Source organism: Pseudomonas sp. Irchel 3A7 (genome assembly GCF_900187565.1).
Taxonomy (GTDB): Bacteria; Pseudomonadota; Gammaproteobacteria; order Pseudomonadales; family Pseudomonadaceae; genus Aquipseudomonas.
On the sequence record NZ_FYED01000001.1, the window covers coordinates 367,981 to 393,751 of the forward strand.

At 59.7% G+C, this 25,771-nt stretch carries 19 protein-coding genes and 1 pseudogene; 9 read left to right on the forward strand and 11 right to left on the reverse strand.

Annotated features, from left to right (window positions below; translation table 11 throughout):
• The first annotated feature begins 120 nt into the window (after window positions 1-120).
• Complete coding sequence (locus CKW21_RS01635; RefSeq protein ID WP_095192281.1) at window positions 121-1,485, forward strand: formimidoylglutamate deiminase; 1,365 nt, start codon at window positions 121-123, stop codon at window positions 1,483-1,485.
• A gap of 122 nt (window positions 1,486-1,607) precedes the next feature.
• On the opposite strand, the gene CKW21_RS01640 is transcribed toward CKW21_RS01635, so the two are convergent.
• Window positions 1,608-2,177 (reverse strand): lipocalin family protein, encoded by a 570-nt coding sequence (locus CKW21_RS01640; protein WP_095192282.1) that lies wholly within the window; start codon window positions 2,175-2,177, stop codon window positions 1,608-1,610.
• A 31-nt stretch (window positions 2,178-2,208) separates the two neighbouring features.
• The gene (locus CKW21_RS01645) at window positions 2,209-2,463 is read right to left on the reverse strand and encodes a hypothetical protein (protein WP_095192283.1); all 255 of its coding nucleotides are present in this window, start codon (window positions 2,461-2,463) and stop codon (window positions 2,209-2,211) included.
• Window positions 2,464-2,757: 294 nt separating this feature from the next.
• Here CKW21_RS01645 and CKW21_RS32140 point away from each other — a divergent pair.
• Together CKW21_RS32140 and CKW21_RS32145 are read left to right on the forward strand one after the other, a co-directional pair.
• A pseudogene (locus CKW21_RS32140) lies at window positions 2,758-3,780 on the forward strand (cache domain-containing protein); the annotation flags it as partial.
• A gap of 72 nt (window positions 3,781-3,852) precedes the next feature.
• Window positions 3,853-4,638: a methyl-accepting chemotaxis protein gene (locus CKW21_RS32145; protein WP_371917499.1), complete on the forward strand. Its 786-nt coding sequence runs from the start codon at window positions 3,853-3,855 to the stop codon at window positions 4,636-4,638.
• A 117-nt stretch (window positions 4,639-4,755) separates the two neighbouring features.
• Here CKW21_RS32145 and CKW21_RS01655 read toward each other — a convergent pair whose 3' ends face one another.
• The 5 genes from CKW21_RS01655 to CKW21_RS01675 all read right to left on the reverse strand — a co-directional run bounded on the left by CKW21_RS01655 (window position 4,756) and on the right by CKW21_RS01675 (window position 13,959).
• Window positions 4,756-5,358: a DUF924 family protein gene (locus CKW21_RS01655; protein ID WP_095192285.1), complete on the reverse strand. Its 603-nt coding sequence runs from the start codon at window positions 5,356-5,358 to the stop codon at window positions 4,756-4,758.
• A gap of 3 nt (window positions 5,359-5,361) precedes the next feature.
• Window positions 5,362-6,372, reverse strand: a complete 1,011-nt coding sequence (locus tag CKW21_RS01660) for a class 1 fructose-bisphosphatase (RefSeq protein WP_095192286.1) — start codon at window positions 6,370-6,372, stop codon at window positions 5,362-5,364.
• Between the two features lie 273 nt (window positions 6,373-6,645).
• Window positions 6,646-8,016, reverse strand: a complete 1,371-nt coding sequence (locus CKW21_RS01665; RefSeq protein WP_095192287.1) for a DUF3999 domain-containing protein — start codon at window positions 8,014-8,016, stop codon at window positions 6,646-6,648.
• Window positions 8,013-11,216, reverse strand: coding sequence for a DUF2339 domain-containing protein (locus CKW21_RS01670; RefSeq protein WP_095192288.1), 3,204 nt, complete (start codon window positions 11,214-11,216; stop codon window positions 8,013-8,015). The genes CKW21_RS01665 and CKW21_RS01670 overlap by 4 nt, the downstream gene beginning before the upstream one ends.
• Before the next feature lie 292 nt (window positions 11,217-11,508).
• Window positions 11,509-13,959, reverse strand: coding sequence for a glycogen/starch/alpha-glucan phosphorylase (locus CKW21_RS01675; protein ID WP_095192289.1), 2,451 nt, complete (start codon window positions 13,957-13,959; stop codon window positions 11,509-11,511).
• A 256-nt stretch (window positions 13,960-14,215) separates the two neighbouring features.
• Between CKW21_RS01675 and CKW21_RS01680 the strand changes: the two genes are divergently transcribed.
• A complete protein-coding gene (locus tag CKW21_RS01680) occupies window positions 14,216-14,653 on the forward strand; it encodes a YkgJ family cysteine cluster protein (protein WP_095192290.1) in 438 nt (145 codons plus the stop codon).
• A gap of 214 nt (window positions 14,654-14,867) precedes the next feature.
• On the opposite strand, the gene typA is transcribed toward CKW21_RS01680, so the two are convergent.
• Together typA and thiI are read right to left on the reverse strand one after the other, a co-directional pair.
• Complete coding sequence (gene typA, locus CKW21_RS01685) at window positions 14,868-16,688, reverse strand: translational GTPase TypA (RefSeq protein WP_040063516.1); 1,821 nt, start codon at window positions 16,686-16,688, stop codon at window positions 14,868-14,870.
• A gap of 139 nt (window positions 16,689-16,827) precedes the next feature.
• The gene (gene thiI, locus CKW21_RS01690; RefSeq protein ID WP_095192291.1) at window positions 16,828-18,282 is read right to left on the reverse strand and encodes a tRNA uracil 4-sulfurtransferase ThiI; all 1,455 of its coding nucleotides are present in this window, start codon (window positions 18,280-18,282) and stop codon (window positions 16,828-16,830) included.
• 327 nt (window positions 18,283-18,609) lie between these two features.
• On the opposite strand from thiI, the gene glnA reads away from it, so the two are divergent.
• The 4 genes from glnA to ntrC all read left to right on the forward strand — a co-directional run bounded on the left by glnA (window position 18,610) and on the right by ntrC (window position 23,693).
• A complete protein-coding gene (glnA, locus tag CKW21_RS01700) occupies window positions 18,610-20,016 on the forward strand; it encodes a type I glutamate--ammonia ligase (protein WP_095192293.1) in 1,407 nt (468 codons plus the stop codon).
• A gap of 286 nt (window positions 20,017-20,302) precedes the next feature.
• Window positions 20,303-20,812: a DUF4124 domain-containing protein gene (locus CKW21_RS01705; protein ID WP_095192294.1), complete on the forward strand. Its 510-nt coding sequence runs from the start codon at window positions 20,303-20,305 to the stop codon at window positions 20,810-20,812.
• A gap of 362 nt (window positions 20,813-21,174) precedes the next feature.
• On the forward strand, window positions 21,175-22,260 hold the full coding sequence (gene glnL / locus CKW21_RS01710; RefSeq protein WP_056852211.1) for a nitrogen regulation protein NR(II): 1,086 nt from the start codon (window positions 21,175-21,177) through the stop codon (window positions 22,258-22,260).
• Window positions 22,257-23,693, forward strand: a complete 1,437-nt coding sequence (gene ntrC / locus CKW21_RS01715) for a nitrogen regulation protein NR(I) (RefSeq protein ID WP_056852210.1) — start codon at window positions 22,257-22,259, stop codon at window positions 23,691-23,693. Before glnL ends, ntrC begins: the two co-directional genes overlap by 4 nt.
• A gap of 554 nt (window positions 23,694-24,247) precedes the next feature.
• Here the strand turns inward: ntrC and CKW21_RS01720 are convergent.
• Window positions 24,248-24,688, reverse strand: coding sequence for a hypothetical protein (locus CKW21_RS01720; RefSeq protein WP_095192295.1), 441 nt, complete (start codon window positions 24,686-24,688; stop codon window positions 24,248-24,250).
• Between CKW21_RS01720 and CKW21_RS01725 the strand changes: the two genes are divergently transcribed.
• The gene (locus CKW21_RS01725; protein ID WP_095192296.1) at window positions 24,687-25,142 is read left to right on the forward strand and encodes a tRNA (cytidine(34)-2'-O)-methyltransferase; all 456 of its coding nucleotides are present in this window, start codon (window positions 24,687-24,689) and stop codon (window positions 25,140-25,142) included. The genes CKW21_RS01720 and CKW21_RS01725 overlap by 2 nt on opposite strands.
• Before the next feature lie 128 nt (window positions 25,143-25,270).
• Here the strand turns inward: CKW21_RS01725 and secB are convergent, their stop codons facing one another.
• The gene (gene secB / locus CKW21_RS01730; protein ID WP_095192297.1) at window positions 25,271-25,756 is read right to left on the reverse strand and encodes a protein-export chaperone SecB; all 486 of its coding nucleotides are present in this window, start codon (window positions 25,754-25,756) and stop codon (window positions 25,271-25,273) included.
• Window positions 25,757-25,771: the final 15 nt, after the last annotated feature.

Below are 25,771 nucleotides of genomic sequence, written 5' to 3' on the forward strand. Positions count from 1 at the left end.
GCGGAGTCGGCACGGTGGATCCTTGTTCATTGAAGAAAGATTGCTAGCTTGCCGGAGTTTACCGGGCAGGCAAACGTCTGTATATGTATATACAAATAACACACGATGGGGTGCTGAACCATGTCCGCCTTCTTTGCCGAACGCGCGCTGCTGCCTAGTGGATGGGCCAACAATGTACGTCTTGAGGTCAGCGCCGATGGCGTCCTGACCCATATCCAGGCCGATTCCCATGCAGATGGCGCCGAGCGGTTGAGCGGTCCGCTGCTGCCGGGCATGCCGAATCTGCACTCCCACGCCTTCCAGCGGGCCATGGCCGGGCTTGCGGAAGTGGCGGGCAATCCGAATGACAGCTTCTGGACCTGGCGCGACTTGATGTATCGCCTCGTCGGAAAAATCAGCCCGGAACAACTTGGCGTTATCGCACGTCAGCTGTACATCGAAATGCTCAAGGCCGGTTACACCTCGGTCGCGGAATTCCACTACGTGCACCATGACACCAGCGGCCTGCCCTATGCAGACCCAGCCGAACTGGCGCTGCGTATCAGCCAGGCGGCCAGTTCCGCCGGTATCGGCCTGACGCTGCTGCCAGTGCTCTACAGCCACTCCGGTTTCGGTGGCCAGACCCCGAATGAAGGCCAGCGCCGCTTTATCAACAGCACCGAAAACTATCTCAAACTGCAATCGCGCTTGCAGCCGATCCTGGCGCAGCAACCGGTGCAATCGCTGGGATTGTGTTTCCACTCGTTGCGCGCGGTAACGCCGCAGCAGATCAGTGAAGTATTGGCGGCCAGCGACAAGCAGTGCCCGGTGCACATTCACATCGCCGAACAGCAGAAGGAAGTCGACGACTGCCTGACCTGGAGTGGCCGTCGTCCGCTGCAATGGCTGTATGAAAACATCGAGGTCGATCAGCGCTGGTGCCTGGTTCACGCTACCCACGCCAACACGGAAGAAGTCACGCTGATGGCCAAGAGTCGCGCTATCGCCGGCCTGTGCCTGACCACCGAAGCGAATCTGGGCGACGGGATTTTCCCGGCGGTAGACTTCCTTGCACAGGGCGGACGCATGGGCATCGGCTCCGACAGCCATGTGTCACTGAGCGTGGTGGAAGAACTGCGCTGGCTGGAATATGGCCAGCGTCTGCGCGATCAGCGGCGCAACCGGTTGTATGGGGCGGAGCAGCCGATGGTTGGCCGCACGCTGTACGACGCGGCACTGGATGGCGGCGCGCAAGCGTTGGGTCAACCGATTGGCGCGCTGGAAGTCGGCAAGCGGGCGGATTGGCTAGTGCTGGATGGAAGTGATCCGTATCTGGCGACGGCCAGTGGTGACGGGATTTTGAACCGCTGGTTGTTTGCCGGGGGCGATCGCCAGGTGCGGGACGTGCTGGTCAATGGTCAGTGGGTTGTGCGTGATGGACGGCATGCCGGCGAAGAAGAGAGTAACCGAGCCTTCACCCAAGTCCTGCGCGACCTCCTGGGTTAACGCAAAACGAAATGTGGGAGCGAGCCTGCTCGCGAAGAGGTCGTCATATTCAACAGAGATGTTGACTGGCAGACCGCTTTCGCGAGCAGGCTCGCTCCCACAGTTTTGTTCTTTGGCGGCGGTTAGTTCGAGGTCTTGGCCATCTGCGTATCCGACGCCCGCCAGATCAGCCGCGTGGTGTCGTAACCCTGCTGACGCGCCTTGCTCAGCAACTCCTCCCGCACGACACCATTGACGGTCGGGGTGCGCGACAGCAGCCACAGGTAACGACGGCTCGGGTCGCCGACGATGGCGGTCTTGTAGTCTTCGCTGACGTACAACACCCAGTATTCGCCCTTCGCAACGCCCGGAATCAGCCTGGAAAACCAGGTATCGAACTCGACCCACAATTTGTCGGTCTTGCCCGGCACCTGTGGATAAGCCGTGCCCTTGACCTCTTCCCACTCCCACTGCGGCGTCAGGCAGCGATTGAGCACCGCCACATTGCCGTCAGGATTGAGCGTGTAGTGAGCTTCGGATTGCGCGCAGTTGCGCTGGAAATACATCGGTAGCCGCGCCAATTCGTACCAGGTGCCCTGGTAACGCTTGAGATTGACGCTGTTGGCGGTCTTGGGCGCCAACGGATCCTGGCCAGAAGTGGCACAGCCGGCCAATACCAGGCCGGCAAAAAGCATGATCAACAACCGCTTCATTATTTTTCTCCCGTGGGCGCTCGGCCCCGGTTTACTTCAGGCCTTGGCCGGAAAACATCAGCACTTTGTCACCGGCATATTGCACGCTGATAAAGCTGTTCTTGTCGCCCCAGGTGCAACTGGACATGCCGAGCGCGCCTGAGCAATCGGCGGGTTTGCCCAGCAGGGTTTCAACCTCGGCCTTGTCCATGCCGGACGAGAGCTTCGAGTAGTTTTCCTGATTGACCTTGCTGCACGCAGCCAACAACACGCAGAACGAAAGCAGGGCGATGGATCGCAGCGACATGGTGTAACTCCAGGGGCAAAAGGGATTGGCATGGCTGCCAAGCAGAACCTTAGAAGAGAAAACCCCTTTCTGGTTCCCTCACCCGCTGGGTATTTATAGGGCCGCTCGTCTGCCTTGCGCCGAATAATCAACCACTTTGCAGGGCTATCGGGCATTTCGTCGGGTTTCGTCAAAAAACGCCTAATCTTTGGCGCAGCTCAGTCGACATACAAGGCAGCGCAATGCCCACTTGCGAGGCATTTGCCCCCTTTGTCGACGAGTCTTTCCGCGGTAGCTCATTTAATGACCAGAAACATGAAGTTCAGCCACAAAATCCTGTTGGCTGCTGCCCTCGTGGTGGCCGTTGCATTCGCTTGTTTCATCCTGTTCAACGACTATCGCCAGCGCCAGACGTTGCGTAGCAGCACCGAGGCCTCGATGCAGGAACTCGGCAGCCTGACCACCAGCAACATCCAGACCTGGCTGGAAAGCCGCATTCAGTTGCTGCAATCGCTGTCCCAACAAATCGCCGTGGACGGCAGCGCCCAGGTTAACCTCAAACGCGCCATCGACCTGCCCGCCTATACCGGCAACTTCCAGCTGAGCTACTTCGGTGGCATCGATGGCGTGATGTTCTCGATTCCGGCTGGCAACCGCGCAGCGGACTACGACCCGCGCGCCCGAGGCTGGTACAAAGCAGCCAACAGTGCACAGCAGACCATCGTTACCGAACCGTACATCGCCGCGTCCTCCGGCAAACTGGTGATCACAGTCGCCACGCCAGTAAAGCAGCAAGGCCAAATGATCGGCGTTGCCGGCGCCGACATCGACCTGTCCAGCGTCAGCGCGATCATCAACTCCCTGAACTTCGGTGGTCATGGTCATGCCTTCATCGTCGGCGCAGACGGCAAGATCCTGATCCACCCCGACAGCAAACTGGTACTCAAGAACCTGACCGATGCTTACCCCAATGGCGCACCGAAAGTCAGCCCGGGCATGAAAGAAGTCGAAATCGATGGCAAGCGCCAGTTCATCTCCTTTACCCACGTCAACGGCGTACCGTCGGCGGATTGGTATGTGGCGCTGGTTCTCGACCAGGACACCGCCTTCTCGATGCTCAGCGAATTCCGCACCTCGGCGATTATTGCCATGGTGATTGCTGTGGTGATCATCATCGCGTTGCTGGGCATGCTGATCAACTTCCTGATGCAGCCGTTGCTGACCATGGGCCGCGCCATGCATGACATCGCCGAGGGCGAAGGTGACCTGACCAAACGCCTGACCATTCACGGTCACGACGAATTCGGCGCACTGGGGCTGTCGTTCAATCGTTTCGTCGAGCGGATCCACACTTCGATTCGTGAGGTGTCCTCGGCCACTGGCCAGGTCAACGAAGTGGCGCTGCGAGTGGTGGCTGCATCCAACTCGTCGATTTTCAACTCCGACCAACAGGCCTCGCGCACCAGCAGCGTCGCCGCGGCGATCAACCAACTCGGCGCCGCCGCCCAGGAAATCGCCCAGAACGCCGCCCTTGCCTCTCAGCATTCGAGCGATGCCCGTTCGCTGGCGGAAGAAGGCCAACAGGTGGTGGATAAAACCATCTCCGCGATGCATCAGCTGTCGGCGAAGATCAGCGATTCGTGCGGCAACATCGAGACGCTCAACAGCAACACCGTCAACATCGGGCAAATTCTGGAAGTGATCACCAGCATCTCCCAGCAGACCAACCTGCTGGCCCTCAATGCCGCGATCGAAGCCGCACGTGCCGGTGAAGCCGGACGAGGTTTTGCAGTGGTTGCCGATGAAGTGCGCAACCTCGCTCACCGCACCCAGGATTCGGCGCAGCAAGTGCAGAAGATGATCGAAGAGCTGCAAGTCGGCGCTCGTGAAGCGGTGGGTACCATGACCGAAAGCCAGCGCCATAGCGAAAGCAGCGTGAACATCGCCAATCAGGCCGGCGAACGCCTGGGCAGCGTGACCCAGCGCATCGGCGAAATCGACGGCATGAACCAATCCGTGGCGACGGCGACGGAAGAACAGACGGCCGTGGTGGAATCGATCAACGTCGACATCACCGAAATCAACACGCTGAACCAGGAAGGTGTGGAGAACCTGCAATCGACCTTGCGCGCGTGTGCCGATCTTGAGCAGCAGGCGGCGCGGTTGAAGCAGTTGGTGGGTAGCTTCCGGATCTAAGGCGCTCTCACTGGCCTCTTCGCGAGCAGGCTCGCTCCCACAGGGGATTTGTGAACGACACAGATCCCGTGTGGGAGCGAGCCTGCTCGCGAAGACGGCATCAGCCGCAATGAAGATTCAGAACCTTGAGCCGGGCTTCGAAAGAAACGCCAACTCCTCAGTCGTAGACTCCCGCCCCAACACCGCATTGCGGTGCGGAAACCGCCCAAACTGCGCGATCACTTTCTGATGTTGCTCGGCGTAATCCAGATAATCGGCAAACAACGCCCGGTCGCTTTCCGGCTGTTGCGCCAGCAAACCGAGATAACGAGAAACGGCTTCGTTCTGCACCGCGAGATTTTCGCAGTGCTCGAACACCAGGTAGATAAACACCCGTTGAATCGGTAACAACTGGCGATCGAAATCCGCCGCAATGCCTTGCGCCACCAGTGCCTGGGCCCGGGCATCACCGGAATAAGTCTTGGGAGAATCGCGAAAGATCATTCGCGGCAGTTGATCGAGCAACAACACCAGAGCCAGCCAACCTTCGGGGCATTGCGCCCACTCGGTCAAACCGCCGGCCAGTGCCTGCTCGACCTGGTCCCCGAAACGCTCACGCGCTTCGAGGTCCTGGCTGTCACGCTTGCCGAACCACAACTTGCCCTTCTGCGCCGCCACTTCCTTCGATGATTCAGAGTTTCCGAACCACCATTCGAGCAACGGCTGCCAGGGCGCGGTCATGGTTTATTCCTTGTGGTAGGCCGTGACGCGTGCAACTTCTTCTTTTGAGCCGAGGAACACCGCCACGCGCTGGTGCAGACCTTCAGGCTGGATGTCGAGGATGCGCTGGCGGCCGTCAGTGGAAGCACCGCCCGCTTGTTCCACGAGGAACGACATCGGGTTGGCTTCGTACATCAGGCGCAGTTTGCCCGGCTTGGACGGCTCGCGGCTGTCGCGCGGGTACATGAACAGACCGCCACGGGTCAGGATGCGGTGCACGTCCGCGACCATCGCGGCCACCCAGCGCATGTTGTAGTTCTTTTTCAGCGGGCCTTCGTCACCTGCCAGCAGTTCGCTGACATAACGTTGTACAGGCGCTTCCCAGTGACGCTGGTTGGACGCGTTGATCGCGAACTCCTGGGTGGTTTCAGGAATGGTGATGTCTTCGTGGGTCAGGACGAAACTGCCCATTTCACGGTCCAGGGTGAAGCCTTTCACACCATCGCCCAGGGTCAGCACCAACATGGTCTGAGGGCCGTAGATGGCATAACCGGCGGCAACCTGCTGGGTGCCTGGCTGCAGGAAGGCCTTTTCATTCAGCGCTTCGTTCTGGCTCAGGTATTCATTCGGGCAACGCAGCACCGAGAAGATCGTGCCAACCGGGGCGTTAATATCGATGTTCGACGAACCGTCCAGTGGGTCAAATACCAGCAGGTACGCGCCCTTCGGGTATTTGCCCGGGATCTGGTAAGCGTTGTCCATTTCTTCGGACGCCATGCCAGCCAGGTGACCGCCCCACTCGTTGGCTTCGAGCAGGATTTCGTTGGAGAGTACGTCGAGTTTCTTCTGCACTTCGCCTTGGACGTTTTCAGTGCCCATGCTGCCCAGAACACCGCCCAGGGCGCCTTTGGAAACGGCGTGGCTGATCTCCTTGCAAGCACGCGCCACCACTTCGATCAGGAAGCGCAGATCGGCAGGTGTGTTGTTGCTGCGGGTCTGCTCAATCAAATAGCGACTCAAGGTAACGCGGGACATGGAAGGCTCCGGAGGAATGGGGGGCTTAAAAACCCGCGCAGTTTAGCGCGAGTCGGGGCGCATTTCCTCCTATCAGACGTGATCGGTCGAAGAGAGTTCATGCGCGGGGTTCAGCGTAGATGGAAATGGGCGAGATGGGGGCCAAAGAATAGCGGCCATTTCAGCGTCTTTGTCGACTGATCGATCGCATTCGCGAGCAGGCTCGCTCCCACATGGGAACGCATGATCCTGTGGGAGCGAGCCTGCTCGCGAATGGGTGCAAAGCACCCGCCTTCAGGGCTTTACCGGTGGTTTGCGCAGCAAACTGAACGCCATCGCCGCCAGAAAAAGCACGCTGAGCAACAACACTGCCCACAGGCCGAATTTCTTCCAGTCGGTGCCGGTCGGTGCCGGTACGGCCGCAGCAGCCGGGGTGACCACCGCCCCACCATCGACCGAAGCCCTGCCCAACGTCGCCAGCTTCGCTGCGTTGAAATCAGGAATCAGCGTCGACAACGGCAAATTCGCCGCCTTCGCCGTTGCACTGCCCAACGCCAGCGTAAAAGGTCCCGCCCCCCGCGCCAGAAACACCAATTGCGTGGCGCGCACGGCAAATTTCAGCGTGGGCGCCTGAGCCCCCAGACCACCGCCGCGCTCGTCCACCACCAGTTTCAACTGCTGCACGGTTTGCCCCGATAACTGCAATTCGTTCTGCAGCACGTCCTGGCCGTTCTGGGTCAGGCGATACAACAAGCCGCTGCTCATCGGCTGCCACGGCAGGCTGCTCTCCCGGCGACCGGACAACACCACGGGCGCCAGACTGTTGGGCTGGTCCAGTACGATCTGAACGCGCTCGACGTTCAGCCCCATCGGCAATTGCCAGATGTACTCCCCCGCCTTGACACTGCTACCGGCCAACGCTTGCGACCAGACTAACGGCAGCGGCAGGCTGCGTGGGCTGGCGCTCTGCAGCTGCGCCGACGTCAGGATCGGCGCCGCTTGCGGCGTGTTCCACAGCAATCGCAGATAGCGCGCCGATTGCCCCGGCAGTCCGACTTCATGCTGCTCGACCCGTTCGTCGGCAAAGGTCAGCCGCGCCACTTGCCCTTCGCCCCAGGACTGCCAATGCTGCAAATCATCGCTGGCCTCGATGCTGAACCGCTGGAATCCGTCACGCTCGCTGGTCCAGTCGAGGATCAACTGCTGCAATGGCGCCTTGATACCGCTGGCGTCGAGCAACCAACCACGCAGTACTTCTTCGCCCGCCTCCAACTGACGGGACGGCTGCACTTCGACCAGCGTGCCGTTTACGTTTGATTGCACCCGCACGCCCGGTGCGCGCTCGGTGTCGTCCGCCGAGTCGTACAGCGGGAACCATTTGACGTCGGTCAGCGTTCGATTGTCGTCGACCTGGGCAGGTTCCCGGGCCAGAGCATAGGCTTGCGGCTCGCCGGCAGCGTTGAACACGCGTACATCGCTGAGGTCGGTCTGCCGTGCATTCAGCTGAACCGCCAGGGGCAATTCAAGGCGATACCACGGACCTTCACCGCTCACGGACAACGGTACCTGCGTGGCGAAATCCGCCGGTTTTTCCTGAGCGCCGGCTGCCAGCGCCATACCCATTGCAACAGCGCCTAACCAGCCCAGGTTCAGCTTCTGACTCAAGACGACACTCCTTCGGTTTGCGGTGCCGGTTTTTCTGCTTCCGACACAGCCTCGATGCGTTTGGGCGGCAATGGGGCGAAGTAGCCCACCACCAGCAGCAATACGCCAACGCCAATGAACGACACAATCCGCGCCAGCCCGCCGCGGTTGCTCAATTCGATAAAGAACAGCTTGGCCACGACTACCCCGATCAGCACGGCGCCCACCAGCCAGACCTCGCGACGACCACGCAGATGTCCGCCGATCATCAGACTCAGGGCCATCAAGGTCCAGACGATAGACAGGCCAGCCTGCACCCGCATGGATTCAAGCAGCCGATCAAGCTCGAACGGCACGCCACTCCACTGGTGCGCCGTGCGCATGACCAATGCGGTGAAGAATACAAACAGCGAGACACCCGTGATCGCCAGACTGGCTTTGGCTGCGGACTCCCTGCCCACCCCAAGCTGCGTCACGGCGCTGCGGGACCAGACATACACGCCGAATAACGCAAAGATCAGCCCCAACTCCAGCGGGTTGATCAGCGGCACGTAGGGCAATGGCTCGGCGCTGCCATTACTGAAGGCGTTCGCCAACCAGAACCAGGCAAGCATCAACAGCGCCAACGGGGCAGCGGCGTACAGGCGGTATTCGCGGTTGCAGGCCGACACCGGCCACGGCCAGGCGCGCGGGGCCGCCATCAGCACCAGATACAGGCTCGGCAGAATCGCCCAGCCCAACCAGCGCCAGGCGTTGTATTGCTCGGACAACAGCAACAGGCCATAACGCAATTCCAGGGCCAGCACCCCGATCAACAACCAACAGCCGAGTACATGAGCCGCACTCAAAACCCGCGCCGGCAACATCGTTGCCAGGCGTCGCAGGGAGACGAAATGCACCACGAACAACGCTGACCAGACCAGCCAGCCGAAATGGGCGGCCGGGTGATAGCGCGGGTACCAGACCCCAAGCAGCACCAGTGCGGCAGCAGGGATCAACACCGTGCAGAGTACCCCCAGCGACGGCCAATTCAGACGCAGCGCCAGCACTGTCCACATCGCAACGCTTACGGCCGCGACGATCAGTAGCAACGTCCCCTGCAGCGGCAACGGTGCAAAGCGCATCACATCACTGACCCACGCCAACATCCACCAGGCCGCGCCCCACACCAGCAATATCCGGGACAAACGCTGCAAACCATCAGGCGCCATGGCAAGATTGCTGATGTGCAAACGCCAGGCACCGACCAACGCAGCCAGCCCCAGCAAGAGCGGCGCCCAGAACCCGCCATGGGCCAAGGGTCGCAACGTTTCACCAGACAGCGGCCATGCTGCGAGGATCAAGGCGCCACCCAACAATTGCACGGCAAGCGCGCTGAACAGGACTGCACGCGACTCAATGCGCAGACCGACAACTAACGTCACTAGCCCCGCCAAGGCCCAACAGATCACCGTGCCATGGCTGAAGAAAAACAGCGGCGCCAGCAGATAGAGAAATACCAGGCCCAGACAGGCCAAAACGGGCGTGCCTTGGCGTTCCCAGGATTTGGTTTGCTCCGGCGACGCTTTGTGCAACTGATAGAAACTGAACAACAGCGCGACACCCAGCATCAGCGCGCCCAACGGTGTGCCGTCGAGCAGGTTGCCCTCGCCGCCGCGCAGCTCGCTGAGAAACGTCAGGGCCGACCCCAGTTGCAGCAGCAAGGCAAAGGCCCGGGCCAACGGCCGTTGTTGACGCAGGCCGAGCCAGAAAATTCCCGCGCCTTCCACCGCCCATGCTGCGGTGGTCCAACGCGCATCCAGCCCCAGCGGGATTGCCAGACTGGTGAAAATCACCCCCAACGCCAGGCAGGTTTCCCCCAACAGCATTGCACGCCCCCCCATCAGCAGACGGGCCAGCGCCATGTAAATCATGCCCATGGCCAAAGCACTGAAGGCAGCGGCAAACTCCAGATGCTGCACCAGGGCGAACTGCAACCCGAAGCCCACCAGTGGCGGGCCGAACAGCAGCGTGCCATCAACGTAATCGCCCTTGCGGGCCGACCAGCGCAACAGCGCTTCTCGATCACCTTCCGCGGGCCCGTCGCTTATCACATGCAGCTTGCGACGAGCGAACAGCAAGCCGATGGCCAGGTACATCAGGAAGAACAGAATCAGAAACGGCTCGGTACTCCACAGCAAATCCGGCGTATAGGAACGCAACCCCCAGGCGAAACCGATGCCAAAGGTGCCCACAAAGCCGATAACGTTCAGCAGGCGCCAGGCCTTGAACCAGGCGATGGCCAGGATGCCGGCATTGAGCAAGGCGAAATAGCTGAACAGCGCGACGTGACTACCGGTGCCAGTGGAGGCCAGGATCGGTGCGGCGAACCCGCCCAGCGCGGCGACGGCCGCCAACCCCATGGCATTCTGGGTCAGGGCAAGAATCGCCGAGAACACCGTGATGGCAACCAGGACGCCAAACGCCGCCGAAGGATCGAGCAACGGGTGCAGGCGCATCGCCGCAAACACCGTCAGGTACAACACCGCGACCCCGGCGCCTTGCAGCATCAAGGCGTAATTGTTGTTGCGGGTTCGCAGCCACCAACCCAGCCCGAGCAGTCCCAGTGACGCCGCCGCGACACCGGCGTAACGCAACTCGATCGGTACCACCATGCCTTCGGTGGCGTAGCGCAGCAAGAAGGCCAGACCGAGGAACAACAGGACCAAGCCCACCCGCAATACAGTGTTGCCGCCAAACAACCAAGCGCGGGCAGCGCTGATGGCGCGCTCGATGAAATGGGGGCCGAGGGGGATCGCGGGTTGTTGCGATTCGCGGGAAACCGGTTGCGGTTTCCAGGGGTCCACGGGCAGTGGACGGTCGGGTTCGGTGACGGGATCGAGTTCGGGCGGAAGCTCCCAGACCAGTTCCGGGGTTTCGGCAGCGGTTTGCCCGACAATGCTGTCCGGGGCCGCCGTGGTTTCGCTGATGACAGGTTCAGCGGTTTCAGGGGCGGTGACGCCAGACACCTCCAGAAGTGCCAGCCGTTGCTCGACGCCATGCAGTGCCACCTGCGCCTGCTCCAGCTGACGGCGATGCTCATTGGCTTGCGACGCCAACCGGCCGATGCGAATGGCCTGGCCACTCGCCAAACCGAGCAATGCGCCCAGCAACGCGTCGCTGAACGACTCGTCGAGCATCCAGCCCAGCACCAGGCCAATCAGCATGAACATCCATTGCATGGTCGATATCCCTAAGCGGCCCCTTCATGGGGCGAGTCCAGGCGGTACAGCGTCTGACCTGAGTCTAGTGCGCAACGGCACAAACCATGTGGGAGCGAGCCTGCTCGCGAAGTGGCCATGACATTCAGCATTCATGTTGAATGTCAGTCCGCCTTCGCGAGCAGGCTCGCTCCCACACTGGCCTGCGCAGTTTCCTGACTCTTGATGTACCCTGCCGCCCGGTAAAACTGATGCTTAGTATATCGATCAGGCCCGGCAGCCGCTGGGCCTTGCTCGCAATTATTGCTACAAGCTATCCCAAAGCTTTCCAGATATCCGTGGCGTACTCGCGAATCGTCCGGTCTGACGAGAACCAGCCCATCCGCGCCGTGCTCAGCACCGCTGAACGCCACCACTCTTTCGAATCGTGCCAATGGGCCTCGACCCGCATCTGCGCGTTCCAGTAGGAATCGAAATCGGCGCAGACCAGGAAGCGGTCGTAGTCCACCAACGAATCGATCAACCCTGTGTAACGCGACGGATCATCCGGCGAGAACACCCCACCGCGAATCGCCTGCAATACATCGTTGAGCCGGTGGGAAGCGGCGATGTCCGGCACCGCACTGAACTCGTGGTTCTGCTTGCGCGCTTCAACCTGCTGGGCACTGAGGCCGAAGATGAACATGTGCTCGGCACCGATGCGCTCGCACATTTCCACGTTGGCGCCATCCAGCGTACCGATGGTCAACGCACCGTTGAGGCCGAATTTCATGTTGCTGGTGCCGGACGCTTCGAAACCGGCCGTGGAAATCTGCTCGGACAAATCCGCCGCCGGAATGATGCTCTCCGCCAGGCTGACGTTGTAGTTGGGCAGGAACACTACCTTGAGCAAACCACGCACCGTCGGGTCATTGTTCACCACCCGGGCGATGTCGTTGGTCAGCTTGATGATCAGCTTGGCCTGGTGATAACTGGCCGCCGCTTTACCGGCGAAGATTTTCACTCGCGGCACCCAGTCGATTTCCGGCTCGGCGCGGATCGCCTGGTACAACGCCACGGTGTGCATCAGATTGAGCAACTGGCGTTTGTACTCGTGGATCCGCTTGACCTGCACGTCGAACATCGCCGCCGGGTTGACCGCCACCCCCAGCCGTTCGTGAATGATGTACGCCAGGGCTTTTTTGCTGTGCAGGCGCTGTTCGGCGAAGGCCTTGTGAAACGCTGTCTTCTCGGCGAATGGCTCCAGGCCGAGCAAGCGCTCCTCGGGATTGTCCAGCACATCCGGCCCTAGAGCATCGACCAGCATTGAGGTCAACTCCGGGTTGGACTGATACAGCCAACGGCGGAAGGTAATGCCGTTAGTCTTGTTGTTGATCCGCTGCGGGTAGAGTTTGTGCAGTTCGGAGAACACCGTTTTGCGCATCAGTTGCGTATGCAGCCCGGACACGCCGTTGACACTGTGGGAGCCGAGGAACGCCAGGTTGCCCATGCGTACGCGACGGCCATTGTCTTCTTCGATCAGCGACACCGCACGCAGCACGTCGAAATCGTGGATGCCCTTGGCGCGCAACGAGTCGATGTGCTGGGCGTTGATCAGGTAAATGATCTGCATGTGCCGCGGCAACATGCGCTCCATCAAACCGACCGGCCAGGTTTCCAGCGCTTCGGGCAGCAGCGTGTGGTTGGTGTAGGACAGCGTATCGACCGTGATCTGCCACGCCGCGTCCCAGGCCACGTCATAGACGTCGACCAATTGACGCATCAACTCGGCCACGGCAATCGAGGGGTGGGTGTCGTTGAGCTGAATCGCCGCGTGGTCGCCCAGGGTCAGCACCGAGGTGTGCATGTTGCGATGGCGGCGCAGCAAGTCCTGCAGGGACGCGGCAACGAAGAAGTATTCCTGGCGCAGCCGCAGCTCCTGGCCGGCTTCGGTGCTGTCCGCCGGATAGAGCACGCGGGAGATACTTTCGGCCCGGGCCACTTCGGCGACCGCACCCAAGTGGTCACCGGCGTTGAAACGCTCCAGGTGCAAATCTTCCATGGCCCGGGCGCGCCACAGACGCAAGGTGTTCACGCTCGCCCCGCGCCAGCCGACCACCGGTGTGTCGTAGGCAATGGCCCGAACGGTTTCTGCCGGGTGCCAGACTTGCTTTGACTTGCCGGCGTCATCGGTCACGGTCTCGACACCGCCGCCGAAGGCGATCGTGTAAACCACCTCTGGCCGCTCGAACTCCCAAGGGTTGCCGAAATCCAGCCAGTGTTCGGTCTGCTCCTGCTGCCAACCGTCGACGATGGCCTGGCGAAACAAGCCATGCTCATAGCGAATACCGTAGCCGTGGCCGGCGATACCCAGGGTCGACATGCTTTCCATGAAGCACGCAGCCAGGCGACCGAGGCCACCGTTACCCAGTGCCGCGTCGGGCTCCAGCAGGCGAATGCGTTCGATGTCGACACCGAGCTCCGTCATCGCCTCGCGGGCCACGTCGAGCAGGCCGAGGTTGCTCAGACTGTCATAGAGCAGCCGGCCGATGAGAAACTCCAGGGAGAGGTAATAAACGCGTTTCTGACCCTTGCGGTAGATCTGTCGCGTGTGGTCCATCCAGTGCTCGACCATGTGATCACGCGCCGCCAGCGCGATGGCCTCGAACCAGTCATGGTCGAAGGCGTGATCCGGGTCTTTGCCCACCGCATAGGTGAGCTTGGTCAAGACGGCGTCGCGGAATGCGGCCACCTCTGCTTCGCGAACAAGTGGTTCTTGAGTCATCGATAGGACCTCGAGCGAGCTTGGAGTTGTCTGAGCCTAGACGGTCTGACAGGCGGTAGAGGCTCTGGTTCGGCAGTTTTTCCTGTTATGCGAATCGATCGGCAATACATTGTCGGTTACATCAAACAATGCAGGGGCCGTGCCGGATTAGTGGTTTGCTGGCCGACGCAGAAAAAATCTGGCGAAAGGTTGTTCAAAAATCCACCAGTCCCGGTATGATCGCGCGCCCTGATGCATACGCCTGGTAAAACCCTCGATGATGAAGCCCAACCTGATTGCCGCCGCCGAGATCGACCGTCTCGATACCTGGGCCAAATATTCGGCCCCGATGTGCGGCTCGTGTGTCTCCAGCTGCTGCACGCTGCCGGTGGAGGTCAAAATCAAGGACCTGGTCCGTATCGGCGTGGTCGACGAATTCGAGCTGGGCGATCCACCGAAGAACATCGCCAAGCGTCTGCAGAAGGAAGGGTTGGTCGAACGCTTCAACCAGAAATCAGGCATCTTCACCCTCCAGCGCATGAGTAACAACGATTGCTACTATCTGGATCGTAAGAGCCGTCTGTGCACTATTTATGAAAAGCGCCCCGACACTTGCCGCAATCACCCGAAAATCGGCCCACGGCCGGGGTATTGCGCGTACAAGCCCAAGGAAGTGGAGCGCGAGCGTAATTCGCGGACCATCGAGCGGTTCTGATCTGTCCTGAAACTCTGGCGGCTGATCGGCCGCCATCGCTGGCAAGCCAGCTCCCACAGCGATTGTTGTCGTACACGAATTTCATGTACCCACTCAAAACCCTGTGGGAGCTGGCTTGCCAGCGATGAGGCCAGTAAACCGCCGCACAAATCCCGGACAAACAAAAACGCCCCCGGCCTTTCGACCGGGGGCGTTTTCGTTCAGCCGGGGCTAGTTACGCCTTGGCTTTCTTGGCAGCGCGGGTACGCTCGCTTTCGTCCAGGATCTTCTTGCGAAGACGGATGGACTTAGGCGTCACTTCACACAGTTCGTCGTCCTGGATGAATTCCAGAGCCTGTTCCAGGGTGAAGCGAACAGGTGGAACCAGGGCGATGGTTTCGTCTTTACCCGAAGCACGCATGTTGTCGAGCTTCTTGCCCTTGGTAGGGTTAACGCCCAGGTCGTTGTCACGGCTGTTCAGACCAACGATCTGACCGTTGTAGATTTCCTGACCGTGTTCAACAAACAGCTTGCCACGTGCCTGCAGGGTTTCCAGGGAGTAGGTCAGCGCCTTGCCGGTTTCAACCGAAACCAGAACGCCGTTCTGACGGCCGGACATGTCGCCGGACTTCATCACGTCGTAACGGTCGAAGATCGAGGTCAGGATGCCAGCACCGTTGGTCAGGGTCAGGAACTGGTTACGGAAACCGATCAGACCACGAGCAGGGATGTTGTATTCCAGACGTACACGGCCTTTGCCATCCGGCACCATGTTAGTCAGGTCGCCCTTACGCAGGCCCATCTCTTCCATCACCTTGCCCTGGGATTCTTCCGGCAGGTCGATGGTGACGTTTTCGTACGGTTCGTGCTTCACGCCGTCAACCAGACGGATGATCACTTCCGGACGGCCTACAGCCATTTCGAAGCCTTCGCGACGCATGGTTTCGATCAGTACCGAGAGGTGCAGCTCACCACGGCCGGAAACCTTGAACTTGTCAGCCGAGTCGCCTTCTTCAACACGCAGTGCAACGTTGTACAGCAGCTCTTTGTCCAGACGCTCCTTGATGTTACGGGAAGTCACGAACTTGCCTTCTTTACCGCAGAATGGCGAGTCGTTGACCTGGAAGGTCATGGAAACGGTTGGCTCGTCAACGGTCAGAGGCTTCATCGCCTCTGGAGTGTCCAGCTGGCACAGGGTGTCGGAGATGAACAACTCGTCCATACCGCTGATGCACACGATGTCGCCGGCAGCTGCTTCTTCAACGTCGACACGGTGCAGACCGTGGTGACCCATCAGCTTCAGGATACGACCGTTACGCTTCTTGCCGTCAGCACTGATCGCCACAACCGGAGTGTTCGGCTTGACGCGACCACGAGCGATACGGCCAACGCCGATAACACCCAGGAAGCTGTTGTAGTCCAGTGCGGAGATTTGCATCTGGAACGGACCGTCACGGTCAACAGCCGGCGCCGGTACGTTGTCGACGATCGACTGGTACAGCGGGGTCATGTCATCAGCCATTTCGTTGTGGTCCAGACCGGCAATACCGTTCAGGGCCGAGGCGTAGACGACTTTGAAGTCCAGCTGTTCTTCGGTGGCACCCAGGTTGTCGAACAGGTCGAAGATCTGGTCCAGAACCCAGTCCGGACGCGCGCCTGGACGGTCAACCTTGTTGATGCACACGATTGGACGCAGGCCGGCTTCGAACGCCTTCTTGGTCACGAAACGGGTTTGCGGCATAGGGCCGTCTTGAGCGTCAACCAGCAGCAGAACGGAGTCGACCATCGACATTACGCGTTCAACTTCGCCGCCGAAGTCGGCGTGGCCCGGGGTGTCCACGATGTTGATGTGGTAGCCGTTCCAGTTGATGGCGGTGTTTTTCGCCAGAATGGTAATACCGCGCTCTTTTTCCTGGTCGTTGGAGTCCATCACGCGCTCGTCGTTGAGCTCGTTGCGCTCCAGGGTGCCGGATTGACGCAGGAGTTTGTCTACCAGGGTGGTTTTACCATGGTCAACGTGGGCAATGATGGCGATGTTGCGTAGATTTTCGATCACTTGTGTATCTCGATCAGAGGATTCGGTGTGCTGACAAGTCTTGGCAGCGATTAACAGTAGCGTCCGTGAAAGCCGTTACAGCTTGACGGTGGCATCGGGGGGCCGGTGACGCAGGCCACAGGCAAACAGCCCCGGGCACTTAGCTCGGTCGATAAACGCGCACATTGGCATGCCCCTCACTGAGCAAATGGTGGGCATGCAGGCGACTCATCACGCCTTTGTCGCAATACAGCAGGTACTGGCGAGTAGGGTCCAGTTCCTTGAAACGAGCGTTCAGAGCATAAAACGGCATCGTTTGTACCTCGATACCAGCAAGCTCCAGCGGGTCATCCTCGGCGGCATCCGGGTGGCGGATGTCGATCACGATCTGACCGGCCAGCGCTTCGCTGACTTCTTCAATCTGCAAGTCCTGGCCCAATTCATCGATCACGCGATCGATCGGCACCAGCTTGGCGTTCTCGAGCGCACGCTCAAGGACTGCCATGTCGAATTCTTTCTCTTCGTGCTCCACGCGGTAGCGCTTGGCGGCGGTCTTCGGATTGACCGAAATGACCCCGCAATACTCCGGCATGTGCCGGGCAAAATCGGCAGTGCCGATTTCGTTGGCCGTGTCGATGATGTCCTGCTTGTGACTGGCGATCAGCGGACGCAAGACCAGCTTGTCGGTCACGCAGTCGATCACGGACAGGTTCGGCAACGTCTGGCTCGACACCTGGGAGATCGCCTCACCAGTGACCAGCGCTTCGATGTGCAGTCGATCGGCAATTTGGGAGGAAGCGCGCAACATCATACGCTTCAATACTACGCCCATATGACTGTTATCGACTTTGCCGAGAATTTCTCCCAGCACTTCCTCGAACGGCACACTGACAAATAACACGCGTTGCGAGCTGCCGTACTTCTTCCAGATGAAATGCGCGACTTCCATGACGCCCAGTTCGTGGGCACGTCCGCCCAGGTTGAAGAAGCAGAAATGCGCCATAAGCCCGCGGCGCATGATCTGGTAGGCAGCGACGGTGGAGTCGAAACCGCCGGACATCAGCACCAGCGTCTGCTCCAGCGCGCCCAGCGGATATCCGCCGATGCCATTGTGCTGGCTGTGGATCACGAACAACCGTTGGTCGCGAACTTCGATGCGGACTTCGATTTCCGGCTTTTTCAGGTCGATCCCGGCAGCACCGCACTGACGGCGCAACTGGCTGCCGACATATTTCTCGATATCGATGGAGCTGAATGGGTGCTTGCCAGCGCGCTTGCAACGTACCGAGAAGATCTTCCCGGCCAGTGCATCACCGTAGTGCTGCTTGCACTTTTCGACGATGTCGTCGAAATCGCCCAGCGGGTATTCGTCGATTTGCAGGAAGTGCGCGATGCCGGGCATGCAGCTCAGGCGCTCGCCCATCTCTTTCAGGGCCTTGGGGTCGCTGACGCGGGTTTCCAGCTCGAGGTTGTCCCATACGCCGTTCACCACCACAGCCGGGTCCAGATCGCGGAGCACGGCACGGATGTTCTTGGCCAATTGGCGGATGAAACGCATCCGTACCGGGCGGCTCTTGATGGTGATCTCGGGAAAGACTTTTACGATTAGTTTCATGAAAACAGCGCGCGCTGGGCCAGCCGAAAAAGGGGGGCGCGGATTATAGCGGAAATTGCTCAAGGTTTAACCAGTTAATGTGCAGAAGGTTTTGCACGCACCAAAACGGGTCACTTTCCGCTTTCCACGCTACATTAAGGGGCGAGGATTTCCGTTTTAAGACGCTTTGCACCTCTATAAGCGTGAAATTGGGGCAAAAAACCCATGCTGGGGCACTGGCATGCAATTTGCTCCCTTGTGAGGCAGGTTGCCTTGGCAGAGTATTCGCGCCGGCATCACAAACATTTAAGGGCATCCACTACCGCCCTAATCCACCCGGAGGACACTATGTCGAAGTCGGTTCAACTCATCAAAGATCATGACGTCAAGTGGATTGATCTGCGCTTCACGGACACCCGCGGCACTCAGCACCACGTGACCATGCCGGCTCGCGATGCGCTGGATGAAGACTTCTTCGAAGTCGGCAAAATGTTCGACGGTTCCTCCATTGCTGGCTGGAAAGGCATCGAAGCCTCCGACATGATCCTGATGCCGGACGACAGCACTGCCGTACTGGACCCGTTCACCGAAGAGCCGACCCTGATCCTGGTCTGCGACATCATCGAACCTTCGAGCATGCAAGGCTACGACCGCGACCCACGTGCGATCGCCAAGCGCGCCGAAGAGTACCTGAAGTCCACCGCCATCGGTGACACCGTGTACGCCGGTCCAGAGCCAGAGTTCTTCATCTTCGACCAAGTGAAGTTCAAGTCCGACATTTCCGGCTCCATGTTCAAGATCTACTCCGAACAAGGTTCGTGGATGTCCGACCAGGACGTGGAAGGCGGCAACAAAGGTCACCGTCCAGGCGTCAAAGGTGGCTACTTCCCGGTTCCGCCGTTCGACCACGACCACGAAATCCGCACCTCCATGTGCAACGCACTGGAAGAAATGGGCCTGACCGTCGAAGTTCACCACCACGAAGTGGCAACTGCCGGCCAGAACGAAATCGGCGTCAAGTTCAACACCCTGGTGAAGAAAGCCGACGAAACCCAAACCCTGAAGTACGTCGTGCACAACGTTGCCGATGCCTACGGCCGCACCGCTACCTTCATGCCTAAGCCTCTGTACGGCGACAACGGCTCGGGTATGCACGTTCACATGTCGATCTGGAAAGACGGCAAGAACACCTTCGCAGGCGAAGGCTATGCCGGCCTGTCCGATACCGCTCTGTACTTCATCGGCGGCATCATCAAGCACGGTAAGGCTCTGAACGGCTTCACCAACCCGGCAACCAACTCCTACAAACGTCTGGTTCCAGGCTTCGAGGCTCCGGTAATGCTGGCCTACTCCGCCCGTAACCGTTCCGCCTCGATCCGCATTCCTTACGTGTCGAGCCCGAAAGCGCGCCGTATCGAAGCGCGCTTCCCGGATCCGGCTGCCAACCCATACCTGTGCTTCGCAGCACTGATGATGGCTGGCCTGGACGGTATCCAGAACAAGATCCACCCTGGCGATGCCGCTGACAAAAACCTGTACGACCTGCCGCCTGAAGAGGCGAAAGAGATCCCACAAGTTTGCGGCAGCCTGAAAGAAGCCCTGGAAGAGCTGGACAAAGGTCGTGCGTTCCTGACCAAAGGCGGCGTGTTCTCCGACGACTTCATCGACGCTTACATCGCTCTGAAAAGCGAAGAAGAAATCAAGGTACGTACTTTCGTACACCCACTGGAATACGACCTGTACTACAGCTGCTAATCCAGTGACGCCTGCGCAAGCGGCGTGAAAAAAGAGGCCTCCTTAGGGAGGCCTTTTTTATGCCCGCGATTCAACGACCACTGAAGACCCCCGGTGGGGGCGAGCTTGCTCGCGAAGAGGCCTGTACATTCAAAACAGTTGTCGCCTGCAAGTCCGCCTTCGCGAGCAGGCTCGCTCCCACAGGGGACAACTGGCAAATCCATATCCAATTGTTAACAAGCTAGGCCAACCACCCTTCCTGCTCTATGCTGCAATCCAACGTTTTTTTTTGCTTCCGGTCGATTTTATGGGTCGCTGTTTTCTCTTCATCCTGCTACTGATCGCCCTGCCCGCCTCAGCACAGATCTACAAGTACACAGATTCCGATGGCAATACCGCCTACAGCAATCAACCGCCGGATGGCGTGAGGGCTCAGCCGGTCGAGTTGCCACCGCTCAACAGTGTTGGAACCCAGCCAACCGGCAACCCCTCACCCGCCGCCGAAGCCCGCAAACAACCTCAGAGCGCCTACGAGTTACTCGAACTCACGGGCCTGCCCACCACCGAAGCCCTGCGCGCGAATAACGGCACGTTTACCGTCAATGTGCTGATCAAACCACACCTGAAAGGCTCGCACCTGTTCCGGCTTCTGCTGGACGGCAACCCTTACGGCCAGCCAGGCAACGTACCGGCCCTGCAACTGGTGAACATCGACCGTGGCCTGCACAGCCTCGCGGTGCAAGTGATTGACGGCGCAACCGTGATCCAGCAAAGCCCCACAGTGACCTTTACCGTGCAACGGGTACACAAGCGCTGAAGCCCTGACTGCTGATTGCCTGCCTGCTCGCATTGCCTGCGTCAGCGATGGTCGTCACGTCCATTGAAGACGGCCAATGGCCGGAATGTCCGCTCATCGATAAACCAGCCGAAGAAAAAGCCGGTTCCTGCCGATTTTCTAACCTTGTTCAGCTTTGCGCACTATATTGGTGCGAATGGTTGCGCCGCGCTCGAAATCCAACCCATTTTGGTTCGAAAGTACCCGCCAAGTCCGATCGGACGCCACGCAATCGAGCGTCAAACGCCCGTTTCAGGCGTTGAACGCTTCTTTTCGGAGCCTTGGTTTGGTTTTTGCAGTTTCCTGGTATCAGCTCTTTATCCATGCGCCAAAAGAGGTCCTGAATGACCATCAGCGACGCACTGCATCGTTTGCTACTCGACAACCTGACAACCGCCACCATCCTGCTCGACGCCGAATTGCGACTCGAGTACATGAACCCGGCGGCGGAGATGCTCCTGGCCATCAGCGGCCAGCGAAGCCATGGTCAATTCATCAGCGAGCTGTTCACCGAATCCACCGAGGCACTGAACTCGTTGCGTCAGGCCGTCCAGCAGGCGCATCCGTTCACCAAGCGTGAAGCAATGCTCACCGCGCTCACCGGCCAGACCCTGACGGTGGATTACGCGGTCACGCCGATCCTGAGCAATGGCGACACACTGCTGCTGCTTGAAGTACATCCCCGCGACCGCCTGCTGCGCATCACCAAGGAAGAAGCGCAGCTGTCGAAGCAGGAAACCAGCAAGATGCTGGTGCGCGGTCTCGCCCACGAAATCAAGAATCCGCTGGGCGGTATTCGTGGCGCGGCGCAGTTACTCGCCCGTGAGCTGCCGGAAGAAAGCTTGCGCGACTACACCAACGTCATCATCGAAGAAGCCGACCGCCTGCGTAATCTGGTAGATCGCATGCTCGGCTCCAACAAGCTGCCGTCGCTGGCCATGTGCAACGTCCACGAAGTGCTGGAGCGCGTCTGTCATCTGGTCGAGGCCGAAAGCCAGGGCTGCATCACTTTGGTGCGCGATTACGACCCGAGCATTCCCGATGTATTGATCGATCGCGAACAGATGATCCAGGCCGTGCTGAACATCGTGCGCAATGCCATGCAGGCCATCAGCAGCCAGAACGAACTGCGCCTGGGCCGCATCAGCCTGCGCACCCGTGCCATGCGGCAATTCACCATCGGCCATGTGCGTCACCGCCTGGTGACCAAGATCGAAATCATCGACAACGGGCCGGGCATTCCTGCCGAACTCCAGGAAACCATCTTTTTTCCCATGGTCAGCGGTCGTCCGGACGGTACCGGGCTCGGCCTGGCCATTACCCAGAACATCATCAGCCAGCACCAGGGCCTGATCGAATGTGACAGCCACCCCGGCCACACCACTTTCTCGATCTTTCTGCCACTGGAACAAGGAGCCACATCGACATGAGCCGTAGTGAAACCGTGTGGATCGTCGATGACGACCGTTCTATCCGTTGGGTCCTGGAAAAAGCCTTGCAACAGGAAGGCATGACCACGCAGAGCTTCGACAGCGCCGATGGCGTGATGAGCCGACTGGCGCGCCAGCAGCCGGACGTGATCATTTCCGACATCCGCATGCCTGGCGCCAGCGGCCTGGATCTCCTGGCGCGGATTCGCGAACAACACCCACGACTGCCAGTGATCATCATGACGGCGCACTCCGATCTGGACAGCGCTGTCGCGTCCTACCAGGGTGGCGCGTTCGAATACCTGCCCAAGCCTTTTGATGTCGACGAAGCAGTCTCGCTGGTCAAGCGCGCCAACCAGCACGCCCAGGAACAGCAAGGCCTGGAAGTCGCTCCGACCCTGACCCGCACCCCGGAGATCATCGGTGAAGCGCCAGCGATGCAAGAAGTGTTTCGCGCCATCGGGCGCTTGAGCCACTCCAACATCACCGTGCTGATCAACGGCGAATCAGGGACCGGTAAAGAACTGGTGGCCCATGCCTTGCACCGCCACAGTCCGCGTGCGGCTTCGCCGTTTATCGCGCTGAATATGGCGGCGATCCCGAAAGACCTGATGGAGTCCGAGCTGTTCGGCCACGAAAAAGGCGCGTTCACCGGTGCCGCCAACCTGCGTCGCGGACGTTTTGAGCAGGCGGACGGCGGTACGCTATTCCTCGACGAAATCGGCGACATGCCGGCCGACACCCAGACCCGTCTGCTGCGGGTATTGGCCGACGGTGAGTTCTATCGGGTTGGCGGACACGTACCAGTGAAGGTCGATGTACGGATCATCGCCGCGACCCACCAGAATCTGGAAACCTTGGTTCATGCCGGGAAATTCCGTGAGGACTTGTTCCACCGTCTCAACGTGATCCGCATCCACATCCCGCGCCTGTCGGACCGTCGTGAAGACATCCCGACCCTGGCCAAGCACTTCCTCAGCCGCGCCGCGCAAGAACTGGCCGTCGAGCCAAAACTGCTGAAGAGCGAAACCGAGGAATACCTGAAAAACCTGCCATGGCCCGGCAACGTGCGTCAGCTGGAGAACACCTGCCGCTGGATCACCGTGATGGCTTCCGGTCGCGAAGTGCACATCGGTGATCTGCCGCCGGAGCTGCTGAGCCTGCCGCAGGATTCGGCACCGGTGACCAACTGGGAGCAGGCGCTGCGCCAGTGGGCCGACCAGGCGCTGGCCCGCGGTCAGTCGAGCCTGCTGGACAGCGCCGTGCCGGCCTTCGAGCGGATCATGATCGAAACGGCCCTCAAGCACACTGCAGGCCGTCGTCGCGACGCCGCGGTCTTGTTGGGCTGGGGGCGTAATACCCTGACGCGCAAGATCAAGGAATTGGGGATGAAGGTTGATGGTGGGGATGATGATGAGGGGGATGAGGGCTAATTAGCCTTGGTTCTTCACTGACCGTCACATCCCATTCGCGAGCAGGCTCGCTCCCACAGTGGATTTGCAGTGTTTTCACTATTGAGTGAACACCACCGAATCTTGTGGGAGCGAGCCTGCTCGCGAAGCTTTTAGGGCCACTGTGCACCGCACGAATGCACCGTGAACCGCAATCGCGCACGGAAACTGATCCGAAATCCCGCCTCCGTTCGCAATCGAACCCCTATCGAAAAAACACGAAAGCCCCGGATTACGGGGCTCTCAGCATTTCTATGCGCCTTTCTGTTTCAACTTGTTAAAACCTGGCACGCCCCCTGCAATAGTCTCATCAGTGATTCAGTTCACTACCCAGTTTCGGGGACCTTGGTACAGGCAGGCCGGGGATTCCCCTCTTTACACCGGGCTCACACCGCATAAGCGACGAGCCCTGCCGTTTTGGGGTCCTTGGTACAGGCAGGCCGGGGATTCCCTCTTTACACCGGGCTCACACCGCATAAGCGACGAGCCCTGCCGTTTTGGGGTCCTTGGTACAGGCAGGCCGGGGATTCCCTCTTTTATTGCTCCCGGAGATGGATCTCCAGCCGCCAGCGGTCATCGACTTCGCTGCCGGTCCACTCCCCTTGCAGGGGCCGGGCCGCCACCGCCGTCAGCAACAATCCCCCGTCACTCGAACGTACCCGCCAGTTCACGCTTTTGTCGTTGAGCTTGAGCTGACCTTGCTGCGCCTTGCCTTGCGCTTCGAACAACAACGCGATGCTGCCGTCGACGATCTCGCCGTGGGTCTTGGGTTCGTTGTTGAACCACACCACCAACCCGTCATTCGTCACCTCGACCTGCTGCAATTCGCTGGGGTCGGGTGTGGTCAGGCGACCGATCATCAGCCCCACCATCACCCCGACAATCGCCAGCGATGCCATCACTCGCGGGAATAGTTTCGAACGAGGATCGGGTTGCGGCGTAGAATGCCGCTCATCTTTACCTTCGGAGCCGTGCATGTTTCACGTCATCCTTTTCCAACCAGAAATTCCGCCGAATACCGGCAACGTTATCAGGCTGTGCGCCAACAGTGGCTGCCACCTGCATTTGATCGAACCGCTGGGCTTCGAGATGGACGACAAGCGCCTGCGCCGGGCCGGCCTCGACTATCACGAGTATGCCACTCTGCAACGCCACGCTGACTTGGCCAGTTGCCTGGAAAGCCTGGGTAACCCACGAGTGTTCGCCTTCACAACCAAGGGCTCGCGACTGTTCCACGACGCCAGCTTCGTGGAGGGAGATGCGTTCCTGTTCGGCCCGGAAAGCCGGGGCCTGCCGGCCGAAGTGCTGGACGCCCTGCCCGGCGAACAACGCCTGCGCCTGCCGATGCGTGAAGGCTGCCGCAGCCTGAACCTGTCCAATACCGTGGCGGTGGCCGTTTACGAAGCATGGCGGCAGAACGGCTTCAAATAACACCCGAAACAAAATGTGGGAGCGAGCCTGCTCGCGAAGGCGGTGTGTCAGGCGACTTGGATGTCATCTGATACTCCCCATTCGCGAGCAGGCTCACTCCCACATTGATATCGCTTGCCTGAGACCGCTTACTGAACGGTAGGCGTCTCGCCAGCCGCCTGCATGCGTTGCAGCTCTTGTGCGTACAGTGCGTCGAAGTTCACTGGCGCCAGCATCAGGGCCGGGAACGAACCACGGGTCACCAGGCTGTCCAGTGCTTCACGAGCGTACGGGAACAGGATGTTCGGGCAGAACGCACCGAGGGTGTGGCTCATCGAAGGCGCGTCCAGGTTCTTGATCAGGAAGATCCCGGCCTGTTGCACTTCAGCGATGAACGCCACTTCTTCACCGTTCTTCACGGTAACCGACAAGGTCAGAACGACTTCGTGAAAATCGTTTTCCAACGCCTTTTGACGGGTGTTCAGATCCAGACCGACGCTCGGCTCCCACTGCTGGCGGAAGATCGCCGGGCTTTTCGGGGCTTCGAAGGACAAGTCACGTACGTAGATGCGCTGCAAGGAGAATTGCGGTGCGGTTTCTTCTTCGCTAGCTGCAGTGTTCTGTTGGTCAGTCATCTCAGATCCTTTCTG

What these genes read in the sequence shown, in the direction of transcription:
- CKW21_RS01635 (WP_095192281.1), top strand. Translation starts at nt 121, where the DNA reads ATGTCCGCCTTCTTTGCCGAACGCGCGCTGCTGCCTAGTGGATGGGCC.
- CKW21_RS01640 (WP_095192282.1), bottom strand. Translation starts at nt 2,177, where the DNA reads ATGAAGCGGTTGTTGATCATGCTTTTTGCCGGCCTGGTATTGGCCGGC.
- CKW21_RS01645 (WP_095192283.1), bottom strand. Translation starts at nt 2,463, where the DNA reads ATGTCGCTGCGATCCATCGCCCTGCTTTCGTTCTGCGTGTTGTTGGCT.
- CKW21_RS01655 (WP_095192285.1), bottom strand. Translation starts at nt 5,358, where the DNA reads ATGACCGCGCCCTGGCAGCCGTTGCTCGAATGGTGGTTCGGAAACTCT.
- CKW21_RS01660 (WP_095192286.1), bottom strand. Translation starts at nt 6,372, where the DNA reads ATGTCCCGCGTTACCTTGAGTCGCTATTTGATTGAGCAGACCCGCAGC.
- CKW21_RS01670 (WP_095192288.1), bottom strand. Translation starts at nt 11,216, where the DNA reads ATGCAATGGATGTTCATGCTGATTGGCCTGGTGCTGGGCTGGATGCTC.
- CKW21_RS01675 (WP_095192289.1), bottom strand. Translation starts at nt 13,959, where the DNA reads ATGACTCAAGAACCACTTGTTCGCGAAGCAGAGGTGGCCGCATTCCGC.
- CKW21_RS01680 (WP_095192290.1), top strand. Translation starts at nt 14,216, where the DNA reads ATGATGAAGCCCAACCTGATTGCCGCCGCCGAGATCGACCGTCTCGAT.
- thiI (WP_095192291.1), bottom strand. Translation starts at nt 18,282, where the DNA reads ATGAAACTAATCGTAAAAGTCTTTCCCGAGATCACCATCAAGAGCCGC.
- glnA (WP_095192293.1), top strand. Translation starts at nt 18,610, where the DNA reads ATGTCGAAGTCGGTTCAACTCATCAAAGATCATGACGTCAAGTGGATT.
- CKW21_RS01705 (WP_095192294.1), top strand. Translation starts at nt 20,303, where the DNA reads ATGGGTCGCTGTTTTCTCTTCATCCTGCTACTGATCGCCCTGCCCGCC.
- glnL (WP_056852211.1), top strand. Translation starts at nt 21,175, where the DNA reads ATGACCATCAGCGACGCACTGCATCGTTTGCTACTCGACAACCTGACA.
- ntrC (WP_056852210.1), top strand. Translation starts at nt 22,257, where the DNA reads ATGAGCCGTAGTGAAACCGTGTGGATCGTCGATGACGACCGTTCTATC.
- CKW21_RS01725 (WP_095192296.1), top strand. Translation starts at nt 24,687, where the DNA reads ATGTTTCACGTCATCCTTTTCCAACCAGAAATTCCGCCGAATACCGGC.
- CKW21_RS01720 (WP_095192295.1), bottom strand. Translation starts at nt 24,688, where the DNA reads ATGCACGGCTCCGAAGGTAAAGATGAGCGGCATTCTACGCCGCAACCC.
- secB (WP_095192297.1), bottom strand. Translation starts at nt 25,756, where the DNA reads ATGACTGACCAACAGAACACTGCAGCTAGCGAAGAAGAAACCGCACCG.